Genomic DNA, 17,529 nt, shown 5'->3' with positions numbered 1-17,529 from the left:
TTAGTTGCCAGGACGGCCGTGGATCCGGACCGACAGTTCGTCTGCCGCCTTCCGGATGCGGGCAGCGAGGACCGGCCATTGCTCAGCCGGCACCTTGTCCTCCAAGAACGTGACGGCGACTGCCGCCGTCGGCCATCCAACGTGGTCGGTCACCGCGGCGGCGATGGAGCCGAATCCCGGCGTGATTTCGCCGTTTTCCGTGGCATAGCCACGCTGCCGCACCTGATCGAGGTGAGAGGACAACGCGGAGTATTTCATGATGGGGAACTCCACCTCATGCCGCGAAGTGAAGGCAGCGGCGTTCGGATACAGCGCGCGGACCTGCGACTTTGGCAGTGCGGCCAGGATGGCGCGGCCTGAGGCGGTGAGGTGGCTGGGCAAGCGGACCCCGACGTCGGTCACCAGGCTGGGGCGGTTCTTGGCGCGTTCCTCCACGATGTAGAGGACGTCGCGGCCATGGAGCACCGCGAGGTGCGCGCTCTCGCCGATCACATCAACCAGTGACGCGAGCATGGGCCGGCCAAGCCGTGACAAAGGCTCCTGGCGCGAGTATGCCGAGCTGAGTTCGAAGGCGCTGATGCCGAGCCCGTAACGCTGCTCTTCGTGGAGGTGCAGGACGAAGCCGTTGGCCTCCATCACACCCAGCAGGTGGTAAACACTGGATCGCGGCAGACCCAGTGCCGTGGCAATGTTTGACGCCGCCATTGGGCCGCGTCGCGAGGCCAGAAGCTTCAGGATCCGCAGGGTGTTCTCGGCGGCAGGGACTTTGGAAGTGGCCTTGCCGGGTGCCACTGGCGACGTTGTCATGGTTCCTCACTGCTCGGGGTTTGGGACCAGCGAACCAAACGACTGTCCGGTATCCCGTACTCAAGCGTGCACCCTTGGCAGGGCACGCACCAGACCACCACGCCGTTGCGATGTCTGGAATGCCAGACTCTGCTTACCATCAAAGGCACTCAGCAGCAGTGTCTGCGATCAAAGACACCAAACCCCCGTGAGTCCGATCACAAGAGGCCCAAAAGTGATGTGCTGGATAGCGATCCCCTCCCAAAGACGAGAAGGTTTTACTATGCAACAAACCAAGCTGGCTGCGGAGAACTCTGTCCTCCAGGCCGCGGGTACGGCGCTCAGCCGAGGCCTGAACGTCCGCCACATCCGCTTCATGGCCCTCGGATCCGCAATCGGTACGGGCCTCTTCTACGGCTCTGCTTCTGCGATTCAGAAAGCCGGCCCGGCCGTCCTGCTGGCCTACATCATCGGCGGCGCGGCCGTGTTCATGGTGATGCGCGCACTCGGCGAAATGGCCGTCCGACACCCCGTGTCGGGCTCCTTTGGCCAGTACGCGTCCAAGTATCTGGGACCGTTCGCGGGTTTCGTGACCGGGTGGACGTACGTGTTCGAGATGGCCATTGTGGCCATCGCCGATGTCACTGCTTTCAGTATCTATATGGGTTTCTGGTTCCCCCAGGTGGACAGATGGATCTGGGTCTTGGCCATCATTCTGTTCCTTGGCGCCATGAACCTGCTCAGCGTGAAGGTGTTCGGCGAACTCGAGTTCTGGTTCTCGCTCATCAAGGTGGTGGCGATCATCGCCATGGTCGTGGGCGGTGCAGCGATTGTGGTGTTCGGCTTCCAAACGGGCGACGGCGGTGGCGTGGCACCGGGACTGGGGAACCTGGTGAATCACGGCGGCTTCTTCCCGAACGGTTTCGAGGGGCTCCTGGCCGCATTCGCCGTGGTGATGTTCGCCTTTGGCGGGATCGAAACCATCGGCATTACAGCGGGCGAAGCCACCAACCCCAAGAAGGTCATCCCGCAGGCAGTTAATACCGTGCCGGTCCGCGTGCTGCTCTTCTACGTACTGACGTTGGGTGTGCTGATGAGCATCTTCCCGTGGAACGAAATCGGCAGCAGCGGCAGCCCGTTCGTGCAGATCTTCGACGGCCTGGGCATCCCGGCCGCACCGCACATCCTCAACGCTGTGGTCATCACTGCCGCGCTCTCCGCTATCAACAGCGACATCTTTGGGGCCGGCCGCATCCTGTTCGGACTCGCTCAACAGGGTCACGCGCCGAAGAGCTTCAGCAAGATCTCGCGGCACGGGGTTCCCTGGATGACCGTGGTGATGATGGGCGGCATCCTGCTGATTGGCGTCGTGCTGAACGCCGTGATTCCTGAAGACGTCTTTGTGCTCATCGCGTCGATCGCAACCTTTGCCACCGTCTGGGTTTGGGTGATGATCCTGGCATCGCACGTGGCCATGAAGCGGGAGATCAAGCGCAAGGGGCTGCCGGCGTCGGAATTCGGTTCTCCGCTGTGGCCGGCTGCGTCCGTCCTGACCATGGCGTTTATGGCAATGGTGATCGTGATCCTCGGCGTCTTCGAGGACACCCGGGTAGCCCTGTATGTAGGCGGCACCTGGCTGGTCCTCCTGTTCGTGGCCTACAAACTGTGGGTCCGCGGGGGCGGCTTGCGCCGGGCAAAGCTGGTGGACGAGACCGCCTGATTCCCTGCGCCGAAACTACAGTTAATGCCAATGTTCATGCCGAACATTGGCATTAACTGTAGTCTCGCGAGGGGGCTCGGCTCAGATGGCAGAAGCAGCGGAACGTACGGCTTCGGACAAGGCAGTTGCCGGGCGCCCGATCAGTTTCCGGAGATCACCCGTGGTGACCAACAGTTCGCCGCGGCCAAGGCCCAGATCAGTATCGGCCAGGATCTGCGCGAAGCCTTCCGGTACCCCTGCGCCCGTCAGGAGAGCAGCGTACTGGTCTGCCGGGAGGTCCCGGTATTCGATGGACTTCCCTGATGCAACGCTGATTTCGGCGGCCAGCTCATCCAAGCTAAAGGCCTCGTCCCCGCCCAATTCGTAGATCTTGCCGGCTTGGTGGTCCGCGACCAGAACCGCGGCCGCAGCTTGCGCGTAGTCTGCGCGGGAGGCGGCGCTAACCTTGCCGTTTCCGGCGCTGCCCGCAAGTGCTCCCTGCGCCAGCGTTCCCGGCAACTGGTCAGTGTAGTTCTCGAAGTACCAGCTGTTGCGAAGGAGCGCGAAGGGGACGCCGGATTCTTTGAGGATGGATTCCGTGGCCTGGTGCTCTGCTGCCAGCTTCATGCGGGTGGTGTCTGCGTTGGCAATGCTGGTGTAGGCCAGAAGCTCCACGCCCTCGGCCTTTGCTGCCTCGATGACCGTGCGGTGCTGCTCTACCCGCTGACCGATGGCGGTTCCCGAAATGAGAAGGACCTTGGTGGCACCCTTAAGCGCCTGGGCCACTGAAGCAGCGTCATCGTAGTCCATCGCAACCGCGCGAACGCCGCGGGCAACAAAATCGGACAGCTTTTCGATGGAGCGCCCGGTGGCCACAATGCTGTCAGCGGGGACATTGCGCTCGAGGAGGGCCTCTATGACGTGGCGGCCCAGCTGGCCTGTTGCTCCGGTAATGACGATGCTCATGACTGGTTCCTTTCAAGGAAGTTAAGGGGTCGGTCATCGATCACAACCACACCTTCCGCAGATAACTTCCCGAAAGAGAGTACGCACTTTAAGGTAAGGTACTAACATGAAAGTAAGTACCCTCTTGGCTCCCCTCCCGGCCGGCGTCGCGGACGGTGTCTTCCCTGCCGGCTGCCCCAGTCGAACGGTTCTGGACCACATCACCAGCAAATGGGGAGTGCTGATCATGCTTTCGCTTTCCGAGGGAGATCAGCGATGGAGCGAACTGCGCCGACGCGCTGAGGGCATCAGCGAAAAAATGCTGGCCCAAACCCTGAAAACGCTCGAACGGGACGGACTTGTACGCCGCGACGCACAACCCGTCATCCCGCCGCGCGTGGACTACAGCCTGACTGAACGCGGCCGCGAGCTCACGGCACTGCTTATCCCCCTGGTCACCTGGGCCTACGAGAACGCCGAGGAAATCATCGGCAGCCAAAGTTAACGCCCAAGGCGCGCTACCGGGCCGACCAGCCACCGTCCATGGTGTAGCTCGCGCCGGTGACCATACCGGCGTCGTCGGAGGCCATCCACGCCGCCAACGACGCAACCTCCTCCACCTCCACCAGCCGTTTCACCGCGGACTCCGTGAGCATCACTTTGGCCAGGACCTCGGCCTCGGGGATGCTGTGGAGCCGGGCCTGATCGGCGATCTGCTTCTCCACCAAGGGCGTGCGTACATAGCCCGGATTGATGCAGTTGGAGGTGACACCGCGCTCGCCACCTTCCAAGGCAGTGACTTTGCTGAGCCCTTCGAGGCCGTGCTTGGCGGAGACATAGGCACTCTTGTACGCCGAGGCGCGGAGCCCGTGGACCGACGAGATGTTGATGATCCGGCCGAACCCGTTGGCGTACATGTGCGGGAGGGCGGCCCTGATGAGGAGGAACGGCGCCTCCAGCATCAGAGCCAGGATCCGCCGGAACTCCGCGGGTTCGAACTCCTCGATGGGCGCGACCTTCTGGATGCCGGCGTTGTTGACCAGGATGTCGCAATCCAGGCTCAGTGCGGCCAAGGCGTCCACATCCAGTAGGTCCACCGTCCAGGCTGTGCCGCCCAGCTCGTCGGCGAGCGCCGCAGCTCCGGAGGCATCGACGTCGGCCACTACGACTTTCGCCCCGCGGGCGGCGAGCGCACGGGCGCAGGCAGCCCCGATCCCGCTCGCCCCGCCGGTCACCAGTGCTTTGCGTCCGATCAAGGAGTTGTCCATCGAATCAGCCTTTCGAGGCGGTAGTGAGTCCGTGGCGGATGGCGTCGGCCTCGTCGACTTCCTGGAGCGCGATGCCCTTTGTCTCCTTCAGCGAAACAACGGCCACGACGGTGACGGCGCAAGCGACTACCAGGTAGATGGCTGTGGGAACCCAGGATCCAGTGTCCTTGAGCCACTGGGTTGCCAGCAGCGGCGCGAGTGAGCCGGCAAAGATCGAGGTGACCTGCGAGCCCAGGGATACACCCGAGTAGCGCATGCGGGTGGGGAAGAGTTCGGACATGATGGCCGGCTGCCCCGCGTACATGAAGGCGTGCAGGCAGAGGCCGATGGTTACGGCGAGCACAATGATCACGGCGTTCTTGGTATCGAACATGGGGAAGGCGAAGAACGGCCAGGTTGCGCCGGCGATCGCGCCCACCAGGTACACGGGCTTGCGTCCCCACGAATCCACCAGGCGCCCCACCTGAGGGATGACCAGGAAGTGGATGACGTGGGCGATCAGGAGTGCCAGCAGGAGCGAGGAGGTGTCGTACTTGTGGACGCTCTTGAGGTAGACGATCGCGAAGCTCACCACCAGGTAGTACATGATGTTCTCTGCGAAGCGGAGGCCCATGGCCTGAAGGATGCCCTTGGGGTACTTGCGGATGACTTCGCCAACACCGTAGCTGATGGCCTTGGACTCCTCCACCTGCGCCTTGGCTTCGAGGAAAATGGGGGCTTCGGTGACGTGGGTGCGGATGTAGTAGCCAACGAACACGATCACGGCGGAGAGCCAGAACGCTACGCGCCAGCCCCAGCCGAGGAAGGCTTCGCTGCTGAGGACCGTGGACATGGTGAACAGGACGGCCGTAGCCAGGAGGTTACCTACCGGGACTGCTGCCTGTGGCCACGATGACCAGAAGCCGCGGGACTTGTTGGGGCTGTGCTCAGCCACCAACAGAACGGCGCCGCCCCATTCGCCGCCGAGCGCGAAGCCCTGGATAAAGCGGAGCGCCACCAGCATGGCCGGAGCCCAGTACCCGATGTCCATGAAGCCCGGGAGGCAGCCCATCAGGAACGTGGAGACGCCCACGATCACGATGGTCAACTGCAGCGTGGGCTTGCGGCCGAGCTTGTCGCCGATCTGGCCGAACACGATGCCACCGAGAGGGCGGGCAACGAATCCGACGGCGTAGGTGATGAACGCCTGGATGATGCCGTCCAGTTCATTGCCGGTGCTCGGGAAGAAGTACTTGCCGAAGACCAGCGTGGCGGCCGTGGCGTACAAGAAGAACTCGTACCACTCCACCACCGTGCCCACCATTGAGGCCGCGACGATCTTCTTCAGTCCGGAGCCTTCGCCGGCGCCCTTCCCTGCTTTTGATGCGGAGCGCTGCTCTACGCTCATATCCATCTCCTCAGTGTCCTCTTTGACCCTTTTGAACGTGATGTGATCCACAACACGACATGCTCCACTGAGTATTGCCGCAGATTTGTTGTGTCTCAATGACCAAAGCAGCACCCTGTGTGTGCAAAATTGCAGATATGAAGCCGAACCCGGATGACCTCCTCATTTTCCTGACCGTCTCACGTTCAGGAAAATTTACGACGGCGGCCCAAGCCTTGGGGCTCAACCACACCACCGTTTCGCGCAGGATAGCGGCGCTGGAGAAGGCGCTGGGAGGCAGGATCCTCGCGCGTGCCGCGGGCGGTTGGGAGGTGACGGAGCTGGGCGCGGAAGCCGTGCTGGTCGCGGAGCGGATCGAGGCGGCGGTGGGGGCGCTGGGACCCAGCGACCGCGCGCCCGACCCTATCACCGGCGTCGTACGCATGACCGCGACCGATGGCTTCAGCGCCTATATCGCGGCCCCTGCGGTGGCGCGTTTGCGGAGGGAGCACCCTGGGCTGAGCGTGGAGATCGTGACGGTGACGCGAAGGGCGTTGCAGCAACGCTCCGGCCTGGATATCGAAGTGGTGGTGGGGACGCCGCAGGTGCACCGGGCCGAAGCGATCAGGCTGGGCGAATACCGGCTGGGGATGTACGCGTCCCGTGCCTATCTGGAGGACAACGGCACCCCGTCAAGCATCGAGGAACTCACGCAGCACCAGTTGGTCTACTTTGTGGATTCCATGCTCCAAGTGGATGATCTGGATGCTCCCCGCCGGCTGGTCCCCACCATGCGCGACGGCCTGAGCTCCACCAACGTGTTCGTGCATGTCGAGGCCACCAGGGCAGGGGCCGGCATCGGGTTTCTGCCGTGCTTCATGGCCGACCGGCACGCTGATTTGATGCGCCTGCTGCCATCGGATTTCGCGGAGCTGCTCCCCTACTGGATGGTCCTCCGCCCGGACTCCATGCGCCGCCCCGCGGTTGCCGCCGTCGTGCAGGCCCTGCGCGAGGAGACCGAGCAGCGGCGGGAGGAGTTGCTGGGGGCTGAATAGCCCGCCGAGGTGCATCACGCCCCCAGCGGGATCACCAGCGGCGTGTGGCTCACGGGATCATCGATCACGATGCACGGCAGGCCGAACACATGCTCCACCAGTTCAGCAGTCACGACATCAGCCGGCCGCCCCTCGGCCACCACGGCCCCGTCCTTCATGGCCACGAGGTGCGTGGCGTAGCGGCAGGCGTGGTTGAGGTCGTGCAGCACGGCCACCAGGGTGTTCCCTTCGCGGTTGAGCCGCCGGAACAGTTCCAGCAGCTCAATCTGGTGCGCGATATCCAGGAACGTGGTGGGCTCGTCCAGCAGGAGCAACGGGGTTTGCTGGGCCAGGACCATGGCAACCCAGACGCGTTGCCGCTGCCCACCGGAGAGCTCGTCCACCAGACGCCCGGACAGCGAGGTCACGTTGGTGGCGTCCAGGGCAGCAACCACGGCGGCTTCGTCAGCCTCTGACCACTGGCGCAGCAACTTCTGGTGTGGGTATCGGCCGCGGGCAACGAGGTCTGCCACGGTGATTCCGTCGGGGGCGATGGAGGTCTGCGGCAAGAGCCCCAACCGTCGCGCAACTTCCTTGGCCCCGTAGGAGGAGATGCTCTTGCCATCCAACAACACGGAACCGGAACTGGGCTCAAGCAGCCGGGACAGCGCACGCAAAAGCGTCGACTTTCCGCAGGCATTGGGCCCGACAATGACGGTGAACTCGCCATCGGGAATGCGCACGTCAAGCGCCTCAGACACCGCGCGGCCGGCATATCCGAGGCTCACGTTCTCGGCGCGGAGCCGCGAAACGGCGCCCACAACATGCGAGCCAACAGAAGCCGGAACATCCAACACATCAGTCACAGCAATCTCCTTCACTTCTTGGCTCATTGCCGCTTCACTTCGCGGGCAAGGAGCCACACGAGGTAGCAGCCGCCGATACTGACGGTCACCACACCCACGGGCAATTGGATCGGCGCGAACAGGTTCTGCGCCACGATGTCGCTGGCCACCAGCAGGAAGGCTCCCATAGCCGCGGAGGGAACCATTCCTACTGAGGCGGACCGGGTCAACCGGCGGGCCAGTTGCGGGGCGGCAAGGGAGACGAATGCGATCGGTCCGGCCGCAGCGGTGACCATCGCGGTCAACGCCACGCCCACCACTGCCAGGACCAACCGCGAACCCTCCAGCCGAACGCCCAACGCCCTGGCGGCGTCGTCGCCCATTTCCAGGAGCCCCAACCGCCTGCCGTAAAACGCCAACACGGCCAGCAGCAGCACAAAGACACCCAGCACGGGCGGCACCTGGTCCCACGAGACCTTGTTCAGCGAACCGGCACCCCAGACGGCAGCGGACATCGCCTGCTCCAAGGACGCCTTGAGGATCATGAAAGTGTTCACGGAAGCCAACATGGCACTGACAGCAATGCCGGCGATGATGAGTCGGAACCCTTGGATGCCCTTCCTATACGCGAACAGGTACACCAACGCAGCAGTCACCAGGCCGCCCACCAACGCACCGGCGGACACGGCAAAGTAGCCGCCACCCATCAGCAGGATGACCACCAGGGCCCCCGTGTAGGCGCCGGTGTTGAAGCCGATGACGTCCGGACTCCCCAGCGCATTGCGCGTCAGCGACTGGAAAATTGCCCCACTGACCCCCATGGCCGCCCCAATAAAAGGGCCAGGAGGACGCGGGGCAATCTCCACTCCACCACCACCATGTGCACGGCTCCGCTGGATTGACCCAGCAGCGCCGATACGACGTCCGGAACCGCAACGCTGAACTCACCCAGGCCAAGGGCGACGACGGCGAACGCCAGGGCGGCGGCGATGAGGACGGCGGTGACAACAAGGGTGCGGACGTCGACCCGCAGTGAGAGCCGCCCGCCGAAGCGGCGGACAGCAAGGGTCCGGCGTCCGAAGTCGATGGAACGGGCCTGCTGGATGGAGGGCGCGGGTTCGGTGCGCATCACAACGTGCTCACTTTCCGGCGTCGAATGAGCCAAATCAGGACAGGTGCACCAATGAAGGCGGTGATGATGCCCACCTGCATTTCGCCGGGGCGGAGCACCAGCCTGCCGGCAATGTCAGATACGAGAAGCAGCACAGGCGAAAGCACCAGGGTGTAGGCCAGAATCCAGCGCTGGTCCGGCCCGACAATCCACCGGGCTACGTGCGGAATCATGAGCCCCACGAAGCCGATGGGTCCTGCGGCGGCCGTTGCGGCACCGCAGAGCAGGGTAACGGAAACGATGGTCCAAACCCGGGTGCGGAGGATGTTGGCGCCGAGGGACTTGGCGGTGTCGTCGCCCATGGCCACGGCGTTAAGGGGCCGCGCGAGGGCGAGTGCTATGAGCGTCCCCACCAGGATGAAAGGCGCCACGGTGGTGAAGATTTCCCACGTACGGTTGCTCAACGTCCCGGCGCTCCAGCTGCGCATGCTGTCGAACACGGCGGGCCGCAAGAGGGTGATCCCTGACGATATTCCGCCCAGGACTGCTCCCAGGGCAACGCCGGCAAGGGTGAGGCGGAGTGGTGTCGCGCCACCCCTCCCCCTCGAACCGATGAAATACACAGCTACGGTGGCAACCACGGCACCGGCGAACGAAAACCAGACGTACTCGTGGATGCTGGTCACGCCGAACAGCGCAACCCCGAGCACTACGAAGAAGCCAGCACCCGCGTTGACGCCCAGGATGCCGGGGTCCGCCAACGGGTTGCGCGTCAAGGCCTGGATCAGCGCCCCGGACAGGCCGAGGGCGATGCCCACCACCACTCCGGTGACAGTGCGGGGCAGGCGGAGGTCGTGAATGATGACGTGCTCCGGCGTGCCGTTGTACGCGGTGATGGCGGACCAGAGATTGCCCATGTCCACGTCCTTGGACCCCACCACCAGGCTTAGCCACAGAACCAGGGCCAGCGCGGCAATCGCTGCAAGAAGTCCCAGGAAGCGGTACCGGTTCACGGCCACCAACCCGGCAGGGCGAGCACCTGCAGAAAGAGCCGGCGCCCCGTCCTGCGGTTCAGCGATGACAGGGCGCGGCGCCATGGTTCCAGACGCCATTTAGAGGCCCAGCAATTCGAACTTGGCGTCCTGCAGGTCCACGATTTCCTCGCGATCGCGCTTCTCGTTGGACCAAAGATCGTCGAACCAGCGGCGGGTTTCGGCGTCGAGGTTTTCCCAACGCTCTTCCCATGCCTCGCTCTTGTCCGTCCAGTAGCCGATCAGCTTGTAGGACTCGGGCGTCAGCTTCTTGTCGTGCCGAAGGTACTTGCGGATCCCGCGCAGCACCTTGGTTTCCCCGGCCACCCAGATGTAGCCCACGCCGCCGGGCAACTCCATGGAGCGCAGGACCTCGTCCAGCCGGGACTGGCTGTGGCCGTTGCCGCCATGGATCCAGGCGACCTCGGTTCCGGCGCCCAGGGTCAGCTCCTGCTGATGCGCAGGCTCCTCTACCTCGATCAGGACGCGCGTCCGAACTCCCGGCGGCGTCTGCTCCACCAACCGCGCGACGGCGGGGAGGCCGGTAGCGTCGGCCAGCAGGATCTGCCACTGGAGGTCCGCCGGGGGTTCGTACAGTCCGGTAGGCGAGTTAAGCCCGACGACGTCACCCACCTGGGCGCGCTGCGCCCAGGAAGCTGCCAACCCGCCGTCGTGAACGACGAAGTCAATGTCCACCGTTCCGGCGACAGGGTCCACAGCGCGGACCGTGTAGGTCCGCATGGCGGACGGGTCAACGTCAGGCGCCCAGTCCCAGGAGTCGCCGGCGGAGATGGGCAGCCGTGCCTCATGTGTGCCCGGATCGGGGAGGAAGACCCGGAGATATTCGTCGCCGACGCCCGTGGTGTCGAAGCCGGCCAGGCCGGGACCGCCGAAGGTAATCCGCACCATTCCAGGCGTCAAACGGCGGGTGGCGAGGACCCCGGCCCGGTAGATGCTCATCATGACAGGAGGGCCTTTTCGAACTTCTCCAGCAGTGCGTACTGGCCGCTCGGGGAGCCGTAGATCATCTCGAGGTCGTACGTGTGGATCTGCTTGTTGGCCACGAAGGGCAGGGAGGTCCACAGCTTGTTGTTGGCCAGCGGGGCGAAGGCGTCCGGGTTGGCGCCGTCCTTTTCGGGGACCTCGGTGGTGATGATGGCATCGATGCCGTTGAGCTGTTCCAACTGCTCGGCGCTCAGTTTGGAGCCTTCACCGTCGGCCAGCGGGGACACCTTCAGGCCCAGGTCCTTGATGACCAGGCACGGCGTTCCATAGCAACTGACCGAGACTTGGTCCTCGTAGTAATCCACGGGGCCAATCACCAGGTCGCTCTTACCGGCGGCGGCCAGACGCTTCTTTATGTCGTCCACCTTTGCCTGGTACTTGTCCATCCACGCCTGGTACTGCTCCGTCTTGTCGAAGGCCTCGGCTACGGTCTTGAACTTGGTGCGCCAGTCACTGCCGTCGAAGCCGTTGAACGTGTAGGTGGGAGCGATGTCGGAGAGCTTGCCGTCCAGCTCCTTGTCGTAGCCCAGGCCGTTCAGGATGACGTCCGGCTGGGCTTTGAGGATGGCCTCGAAGTTGAATTCCGGGTAGTTGGTGAAGGGCGTGATGCCCTTGAGTGCTTCCTGGTCAAAGAAGGATGGGAAGCCCGTGTAACCGCTGTCGCGGATGGGCTGCTGGCTGGCCAGTGGAATGCCCAGCGTGATCAGCATGTCCAGGTCCGTGGTGTACATGCCCAAAGCCTTCTTGGGTTCCGCGGGGATGCTGACCTCTTTGACCTCACTGGTGACGGTGCGGGTTTCCGATTTCGCGCTGGCGCTGGCATCGGTAGTGGCACATCCGCTGAGGAGAAGGGCTGCGGATGCCAGGGCCGCAACGGCGGCAGACATGGTTTTGGAGCGTGAAATCACTGCGGTCCTCTTGGTTCTCAGGGGAGACGGAGAGCTCCCATGGCGGCCGCGGCCCGTTGATGGGCTCTCGCAGCGGCTGCCGAAGTTAGGTATACCTACCCTAACAACGGGTAGGCCTGAGAAACCGCTGGAATCTATTCGGAACCGGCCAAAGAGTGATGGTTTCCGGCCTTAAGCGAGGCCACGTACCAGCCAGGGGTGTGCCCCATCACCTTTCGGAACACTTGAACGAAGGCGCTCGGGTTGTTGTAACCCACCCGTCTGCTGACCGAAGAAACGGGGTAGCCGGCAGCCAGCAGCCCCAAGGCAACCCGCACCCTGGCATGGATACGCCATTGCGCAAACGTCATGCCGGTTTCCTTGTGGAACAGGCGGGAAAGGTTACGGACACTGATGGCAACCTTCACGCTCCACTCCTCCAGGGAACGGTCCAAGGCGGGATCATCCAAGAGCGCCCGGGCTATGAGTTCCAGCCGGGGGTCCGTGGGCATCGGCAGCAGCATCGGCCGGGCATCCACAACATCCAAAAGCCCCACCACCACCTGCTCCGAGCGTTCACGGATGGAGTCGTCCATATCGAACGCGCTCATGTGGCGCAACAACTCCTGCGCTGCAGCCGGCACCGTCACCGCCACGGTCCGACTCGCCAGATGGGGCATGACCTGGCCGTCAATGTGCGAGCAGTAAAACCCCGTCCCCTGCGTGGATTTCACAGCATGGACCACGCCCGCAGGGATCCAGAGGCCCAGGGTGGCCGGTACGGCAAAGAAGCCGCCGTCGGCTTCCACCGTCAGGACCCCGCGGGCACCCCACAGCAACTCATGGGTAGTGTGGACATGTTCAGTCCAGGTTGCGGGCGTCGCGCACTCGAAATACTGCGTGTAGACACCATTGACCTGCTGTGCCTCCACCCCTGCCGTCGCCTGTGGCACGGTCTGTCCGGATTGCGATATAGCTTGGCGGGTCATCTGGCCTTCTCGAAGTTAGGTGAGCCTTACTATGGTAAGCATGCCCTCCCGTTCCGCCATTCCGTCCTGCCCACCCGGGCGTAACAAGCCAACACCGTGGACGGCTTCCCGTCTGTTCAAGTTCACCCTGTTGGCCAATGGCCGCTGGAAGTTGCTGCTGGTGGGCTGCGCCGGGTTCATTCTGCATCAGGTCAGCGAGGCCCTGGTTCCGGCCACCATCGGCGCCGCCGTTGACAAAGCAATTGCACCTCACGACGCCGGCGCCCTCCTCTGGTGGCTTGGCGCCTTGGCCGTCGTCTTCGTGGTGCTCGCCCTCTCCTGGCGCATCGGCACCCTGGCCACCAACCGCTCCTTCCTCTACGGCTCCCACGACCTCCGGCAGTTGGCGGTGGAACGCACTCTTCACCCACGCGGCATGGCAGCCCGGCGTGCACCCGGCGAAATCGTGGCGATCGCCTCCTCCGACGCAGACAGGGTTGCCGGCCTGTCATGGCTCATCGGTGGGGGCCTCGCTGCCGCGGCCGGCGTCGTAACCTCAGCCGTGACGCTGCTGCTGATTTCGGTCCCCCTGGGCATCGCGGTCCTGGTGGCCACGCCCGTCATGCTGGTGGTGATGCAGCGGCTCACCAAGCCATTGGAGGACCGCAGCGATGTGGAACAGTCCTCAGCGGCCCGCGCCGGCGCGCTGGCCACGGACTTTGTGACCGGATCACGCCCCCTCAAGGGCCTCGGCGCCGAGGAAGCAGCCGTCACCCGATACCAGGCCGCCAGCCGGACATCACTGCTGGCCGGGCTGCGGGCCGTCCGGGCCAGGTCCGCCTACAACGGCGCCAGCACCGCGCTGTCTGCTGCGTTCCTGGCCGGGATCGCCTTCTTCGCAGCGTGGTTCGCCGTCCAAGGCAGCATCACGGTAGGCCAGCTGGTGGCGGTTGTCGGCGTGGCCCAATATGTCCAGGGACCCATGGCCGCACTGGGCTTCCTCAGCGTGGAACTTGCCCGAAAACAAGCCTCAGCGGCACGCATCGCGGTGCTGCTCGAGGAACCGGATGCGGTGCCCTCACCTGTCGCCAGGGACCGCCTCGCCGGAGCAGAACGCACGACGACGGCAGCCGGCTCAGCAGCACGGCCCACCTTCGTGGGGGAACCGGCACCGCTCCTCGAGCTCCACGACAGCCCGGACAACAGTGCCTTCCCGCCCTTCACGGCGTCCGCCGGGGAGATCGTGGGCGTGGTGCTGCCGGACGGCTCGCAAGCCAGGCGGTTGGTGGACACCCTTGGTTTCCGCACTCCCGCTCCCCGCGGCGTAGTGTCCATCGACGGCCACGACGCCGCCGACCTGGACCCGCTGGATGTCCGGTCCAAAGTCTTCGCCGACAGTCATGAAGGCGTCCTTTTCCGCGGCACTGTCCGCGACAACGTGGCAGCAGCCGATACCCCCCTGCAGGAACGCGCCATGGCGGCTGCCGCCGTCGGGGACTTCGTTTCCCAACTGCCGGAAGGCACCGAAACCGTTCTTACCGGGCATGGGCAGAGCCTGTCCGGTGGGCAGCGGCAGCGGCTGGTTCTTGGCCGCTCGCTGCACCAGCGGCAGCCGGTGCTGGTCCTGCACGACCCCACCACCGCCGTCGACACCGCTACCGAAGCTGTGATCGCGGACGGGCTCCGCAACTTCCCGGACAAGGCGTTGGTGTTGGTCACCACCAGTCCCACACTGTTGGCTGTCTGCCACCGGGTGGTGGTGGGAGGTGCCGATGGCGCGTCGGAAACCGGGACGCACCGGGAACTCCTCGCGACGTCCGCCGGCTACCGCGAGGTGGTGGGTTCATGAGCACCGACATCCTGCCCATCGCCACACCCCGCGAGACCCGGCGGGCCATGTGGCGCCTGTTGGCACAGCGCCCCGGCCGGCTCGCCTTGACCGTGGTCGTCCTGCTCGCGGCAGCCTGCTGTGGACTGGCAGCGCCGGCGATCCTGGGCATCATGGTCAACATCGCGGCCAGCGGCGGAGACATCATGAACTTGCTGTGGCTGGCCATCGGCTTGCTGATTGCGGGCGGATGCGGCGCCCTGCTGGGCATCCTCGGCCAGAACCTGCTGGCCCGGATCTGCGAGGAAGCCCTCGCCGGTCTCCGCGAGGAGGTCTTCGCGGCGGCTGTCCGAAAGCCCTTGGCACAGCTCGAAAAGGCGGGCATCGGCGATGTCGTGGCCCGCGTGTCCGGCGATGTCGAGGCTGTCAGCGAGGCCATATCCGGAGTGCTGCCCGCGTTTACCAGCGCAGCCTTCACGATCGCCGTCACGTTGCTGGGCCTGGGGGTCATCGACTGGCGCTTCGCAGTGGCCGTCCTCATCGCCGCACCCCTGCAGGTGTTCACGCTGCGGTGGTTCCTCAGACGGACCGCCCCCATATACCGGACCGTCCGCATCACCGAGGCCAACCGGACCGAACAGATCATCGAGACCGTCCATGGCTCACCGTCGGTCCTGGCGTTGGGTCTCGGGTCGCGCCATGCGGAGCTGGTGGCAGCTGCTTCCCAGGAGAACATCGGCCACGCGCTCAAAGGCGTCAGTTACCTGACCCGGTTCTACAACCGCCTCAACCTTGCGGAGCTAATAGGCCTGTCCGCGGTGCTGGCGGTGGGCTTCTGGCTTCACGCCGAGGGCATCGTGACTATTGGTGCGGCGACCGCGGCTGCGCTGTACTTCTACCGGCTGTTCGATCCGATCGGACTGGTCCTGGGGCAGTTCGATGAACTCCAGAAAGCCGCTGCCGGCCTGGGGCGCATGTTCGGGCTGACCATGTCAACGGCCAAGACCTCCCCAACCGCCGATTCCCGCGGCCCTGATTCCAGCATCGTCCTGGACAACGTCACCTTCGCCTACCCGGGCCAGCGGCCCGCCCTCCACGGCGTCTCGCTCACAGTACGACCAGGCGAGCGGGTTGCGATCGTCGGCACCTCAGGAGCCGGAAAGACCACCCTGGCCAAGGTCATCATGGGTCTGGAACACCCGGACAGCGGGACCGCCTGGGTGGGTGGGCTCGACTCAGCCGCCGCAGCCCCCGCGGACCTGCACTCGAGGGTCGCGATGGTCAGCCAGGAGGTTCACGTCTTCTCCGGAACGCTGGCCGAGGACCTCAAGCTTGCCAAGCCGGACGCTTCCCCCGCAGAACTCCCGCGCGTCCTCGCCGCCGTGGGGGCTACGTGGATGAACACGCTCGACGACGGACTGGAGACGTCCGTAGGCGCCGGCGGCCACCAGCTCACCCCCGAACAAGCACAGCAACTGGCGCTTGCCCGGCTCATGCTCAAGGATCCGCCCATCGCGGTCCTCGACGAAGCTACTGCTGAGGCGGGAACCGGCTCGGCCACCATGCTGGACCAGGCGGCCGAAGCCGCGTTGGCGGGCCGGACGTCCGTGGTAATCGCACACCGTTTATCACAAGCAGCGTCGGCGGACACCGTTGTGGTGATGGAGCAGGGACGGATTATCGAGTCGGGCCCGCATCAGGAACTGCTGGCCCGCGGGGGCCGTTACGCCACATTGTGGGAGGCGTGGAACAGCTCACTCAGCCGCAACTGAGGGTTCGGCCGCGGGCACGGCTACAGGGTCATGCCGCACCGGGGTTCCCGCCGCGAAAGACCGCACTTTCGCATCATCCCAGATGTGCGCCGGGACGCCTCCGCCCAGGAGCTTGCGGACCAGCGTGGGGTCATCTCCGAAAGGTTCGTGGCTGCCGGCCATGATCATGTTGCCGTAACGGCGGCCCTTGAGCATGGCAGGGTCCGCGATGATCATGGTGTGCTCGAACGTATCCGCGATGGTCGCGGCATCTGCCCGGGCATTCTTGAGGTCAGGAGCGTCCCCGGAGTTGACCACGTACAGGCCGTCGGGGGCAAGCACCGCGTCGGCATGCGCCGTGAATTCGCGGGTGGTCAGCGCACGGGGCGTGAAGGCACCGGCGAAGACGTCGCGGATGATGAGGTCCCGGGTGTCCGGGGTGAGGGATTCAGTGACCTGCCGGGCTTCGCCCACCCGGAGCCTCAACAACGGCGCCTTGGGAAGGTCGAACCATCCGCGCACATAATCGGCCAGTTTGCCGTCCAGTTCCACCACTACCTGCCGGGCTTCCGGGTAGGCGGCGTGGAAGTAGCGCGCCATGGAGCAGGCTCCCCCGCCGAGGTGCAAGGCCCGCAGCTTCGGTTTCTGCTCCGGCGGCCAACGCGACTCCACCAAGGCAGCGATCCAGCGCATGTACTCAAAATCCAGGAACAGCGGATCCGCGAGGTCAATGTGGGAGCTCATCACACCGTTGATCTTCAGCAGCCAGCCGTTGGAGTTGTCCTGGTCCGGGATGAGCTCGCAGTCGCCGGTATCGATGTAGTAGACCCCCGCGACCGGACCATCAGGACGGGTGCCGGAAGGCACCTCGACGACTCCCGTCGTCGACCTCTGGGACCTGTTGGGTTTGCCGCGTTTCGCCACTACTTCAGCCCTGCTTGAGTCATGCTTCAAGCCTAGTGGAGCGCCACATTACTCCGAACGGTCACATCGAAGGTAAGGCTA

15 protein-coding genes and 1 pseudogene are annotated in these 17,529 nt (G+C 64.6%); 5 read left to right on the top strand and 11 right to left on the bottom strand.

Annotated features, from left to right (window positions below):
* The gene (locus CGK93_RS02165) at positions 1-807 is read right to left on the bottom strand and encodes an IclR family transcriptional regulator (protein WP_089593401.1); all 807 of its coding nucleotides are present in this window, start codon (positions 805-807) and stop codon (positions 1-3) included.
* Positions 808-1,069: 262 nt separating this feature from the next.
* On the opposite strand from CGK93_RS02165, the gene CGK93_RS02160 reads away from it, so the two are divergent.
* On the top strand, positions 1,070-2,506 hold the full coding sequence (locus CGK93_RS02160) for an amino acid permease (RefSeq protein ID WP_089593400.1): 1,437 nt from the start codon (positions 1,070-1,072) through the stop codon (positions 2,504-2,506).
* Positions 2,507-2,587: 81 nt separating this feature from the next.
* Here CGK93_RS02160 and CGK93_RS02155 read toward each other — a convergent pair whose 3' ends face one another.
* On the bottom strand, positions 2,588-3,451 hold the full coding sequence (locus CGK93_RS02155) for an SDR family oxidoreductase (protein WP_089593399.1): 864 nt from the start codon (positions 3,449-3,451) through the stop codon (positions 2,588-2,590).
* A gap of 106 nt (positions 3,452-3,557) precedes the next feature.
* Between CGK93_RS02155 and CGK93_RS02150 the strand changes: the two genes are divergently transcribed.
* On the top strand, positions 3,558-3,935 hold the full coding sequence (locus CGK93_RS02150; RefSeq protein ID WP_089593398.1) for a winged helix-turn-helix transcriptional regulator: 378 nt from the start codon (positions 3,558-3,560) through the stop codon (positions 3,933-3,935).
* Between the two features lie 13 nt (positions 3,936-3,948).
* On the opposite strand, the gene CGK93_RS02145 is transcribed toward CGK93_RS02150, so the two are convergent.
* Together CGK93_RS02145 and CGK93_RS02140 are read right to left on the bottom strand one after the other, a co-directional pair.
* A complete protein-coding gene (locus CGK93_RS02145) occupies positions 3,949-4,698 on the bottom strand; it encodes a 3-hydroxybutyrate dehydrogenase (protein WP_089593397.1) in 750 nt (249 codons plus the stop codon).
* A 4-nt stretch (positions 4,699-4,702) separates the two neighbouring features.
* On the bottom strand, positions 4,703-6,085 hold the full coding sequence (locus CGK93_RS02140) for an MFS transporter (protein WP_089597121.1): 1,383 nt from the start codon (positions 6,083-6,085) through the stop codon (positions 4,703-4,705).
* A 137-nt stretch (positions 6,086-6,222) separates the two neighbouring features.
* Between CGK93_RS02140 and CGK93_RS02135 the strand changes: the two genes are divergently transcribed.
* The gene (locus CGK93_RS02135) at positions 6,223-7,119 is read left to right on the top strand and encodes a LysR family transcriptional regulator (RefSeq protein WP_089593396.1); all 897 of its coding nucleotides are present in this window, start codon (positions 6,223-6,225) and stop codon (positions 7,117-7,119) included.
* A 14-nt stretch (positions 7,120-7,133) separates the two neighbouring features.
* Here CGK93_RS02135 and CGK93_RS02130 read toward each other — a convergent pair whose 3' ends face one another.
* The 6 genes and pseudogenes from CGK93_RS02130 to CGK93_RS02105 all read right to left on the bottom strand — a co-directional run bounded on the left by CGK93_RS02130 (position 7,134) and on the right by CGK93_RS02105 (position 12,966).
* Complete coding sequence (locus CGK93_RS02130) at positions 7,134-7,991, bottom strand: ABC transporter ATP-binding protein (protein WP_198318331.1); 858 nt, start codon at positions 7,989-7,991, stop codon at positions 7,134-7,136.
* Positions 7,988-9,072: pseudogene (locus tag CGK93_RS02125) on the bottom strand (FecCD family ABC transporter permease). The gene CGK93_RS02130 and the pseudogene CGK93_RS02125 overlap by 4 nt, the downstream one beginning before the upstream one ends.
* The gene (locus CGK93_RS02120) at positions 9,072-10,166 is read right to left on the bottom strand and encodes a Fe(3+)-siderophore ABC transporter permease (RefSeq protein WP_089593395.1); all 1,095 of its coding nucleotides are present in this window, start codon (positions 10,164-10,166) and stop codon (positions 9,072-9,074) included. The pseudogene CGK93_RS02125 and the gene CGK93_RS02120 overlap by 1 nt, the downstream one beginning before the upstream one ends.
* Positions 10,167-11,048, bottom strand: coding sequence for a siderophore-interacting protein (locus CGK93_RS02115; protein WP_089593394.1), 882 nt, complete (start codon positions 11,046-11,048; stop codon positions 10,167-10,169). It abuts the gene before it with no gap.
* A complete protein-coding gene (locus CGK93_RS02110) occupies positions 11,045-11,998 on the bottom strand; it encodes an ABC transporter substrate-binding protein (protein ID WP_232481519.1) in 954 nt (317 codons plus the stop codon). The genes CGK93_RS02115 and CGK93_RS02110 overlap by 4 nt, the downstream gene beginning before the upstream one ends.
* Before the next feature lie 134 nt (positions 11,999-12,132).
* Positions 12,133-12,966 (bottom strand): helix-turn-helix domain-containing protein, encoded by an 834-nt coding sequence (locus tag CGK93_RS02105; protein ID WP_232481518.1) that lies wholly within the window; start codon positions 12,964-12,966, stop codon positions 12,133-12,135.
* Positions 12,967-13,006: 40 nt separating this feature from the next.
* Here CGK93_RS02105 and CGK93_RS02100 point away from each other — a divergent pair, with 40 nt between their 5' ends.
* A complete protein-coding gene (locus CGK93_RS02100; protein ID WP_232481517.1) occupies positions 13,007-14,794 on the top strand; it encodes an ABC transporter ATP-binding protein in 1,788 nt (595 codons plus the stop codon).
* Positions 14,791-16,545 (top strand): ABC transporter ATP-binding protein, encoded by a 1,755-nt coding sequence (locus CGK93_RS02095; protein WP_089593391.1) that lies wholly within the window; start codon positions 14,791-14,793, stop codon positions 16,543-16,545. The genes CGK93_RS02100 and CGK93_RS02095 overlap by 4 nt, the downstream gene beginning before the upstream one ends.
* Here the strand turns inward: CGK93_RS02095 and CGK93_RS02090 are convergent.
* Positions 16,528-17,448, bottom strand: a complete 921-nt coding sequence (locus CGK93_RS02090; protein WP_089593390.1) for a spermidine synthase — start codon at positions 17,446-17,448, stop codon at positions 16,528-16,530. The genes CGK93_RS02095 and CGK93_RS02090 overlap by 18 nt on opposite strands.
* Positions 17,449-17,529 lie beyond the last annotated feature (81 nt).

Origin of the sequence: Arthrobacter sp. YN, from assembly GCF_002224285.1 — a bacterium.
In the GTDB taxonomy this organism is placed as follows: domain Bacteria; phylum Actinomycetota; class Actinomycetes; order Actinomycetales; family Micrococcaceae; genus Arthrobacter.
The sequence above is the reverse complement of the archived record's forward strand: the minus strand, read 5'-3'. Positions and strand labels throughout refer to the sequence as shown.

Bases quoted from the DNA above. Each gene is read 5' to 3' on its own strand.
- CGK93_RS02165 (WP_089593401.1), bottom strand. From the start codon at position 807: ATGACAACGTCGCCAGTGGCACCCGGCAAGGCCACTTCCAAAGTCCCT.
- CGK93_RS02160 (WP_089593400.1), top strand. From the start codon at position 1,070: ATGCAACAAACCAAGCTGGCTGCGGAGAACTCTGTCCTCCAGGCCGCG.
- CGK93_RS02155 (WP_089593399.1), bottom strand. From the start codon at position 3,451: ATGAGCATCGTCATTACCGGAGCAACAGGCCAGCTGGGCCGCCACGTC.
- CGK93_RS02150 (WP_089593398.1), top strand. From the start codon at position 3,558: ATGAAAGTAAGTACCCTCTTGGCTCCCCTCCCGGCCGGCGTCGCGGAC.
- CGK93_RS02145 (WP_089593397.1), bottom strand. From the start codon at position 4,698: ATGGACAACTCCTTGATCGGACGCAAAGCACTGGTGACCGGCGGGGCG.
- CGK93_RS02140 (WP_089597121.1), bottom strand. From the start codon at position 6,085: ATGAGCGTAGAGCAGCGCTCCGCATCAAAAGCAGGGAAGGGCGCCGGC.
- CGK93_RS02135 (WP_089593396.1), top strand. From the start codon at position 6,223: ATGAAGCCGAACCCGGATGACCTCCTCATTTTCCTGACCGTCTCACGT.
- CGK93_RS02130 (WP_198318331.1), bottom strand. From the start codon at position 7,991: ATGAGCCAAGAAGTGAAGGAGATTGCTGTGACTGATGTGTTGGATGTT.
- CGK93_RS02120 (WP_089593395.1), bottom strand. From the start codon at position 10,166: ATGGCGTCTGGAACCATGGCGCCGCGCCCTGTCATCGCTGAACCGCAG.
- CGK93_RS02115 (WP_089593394.1), bottom strand. From the start codon at position 11,048: ATGATGAGCATCTACCGGGCCGGGGTCCTCGCCACCCGCCGTTTGACG.
- CGK93_RS02105 (WP_232481518.1), bottom strand. From the start codon at position 12,966: ATGACCCGCCAAGCTATATCGCAATCCGGACAGACCGTGCCACAGGCG.
- CGK93_RS02100 (WP_232481517.1), top strand. From the start codon at position 13,007: ATGCCCTCCCGTTCCGCCATTCCGTCCTGCCCACCCGGGCGTAACAAG.
- CGK93_RS02095 (WP_089593391.1), top strand. From the start codon at position 14,791: ATGAGCACCGACATCCTGCCCATCGCCACACCCCGCGAGACCCGGCGG.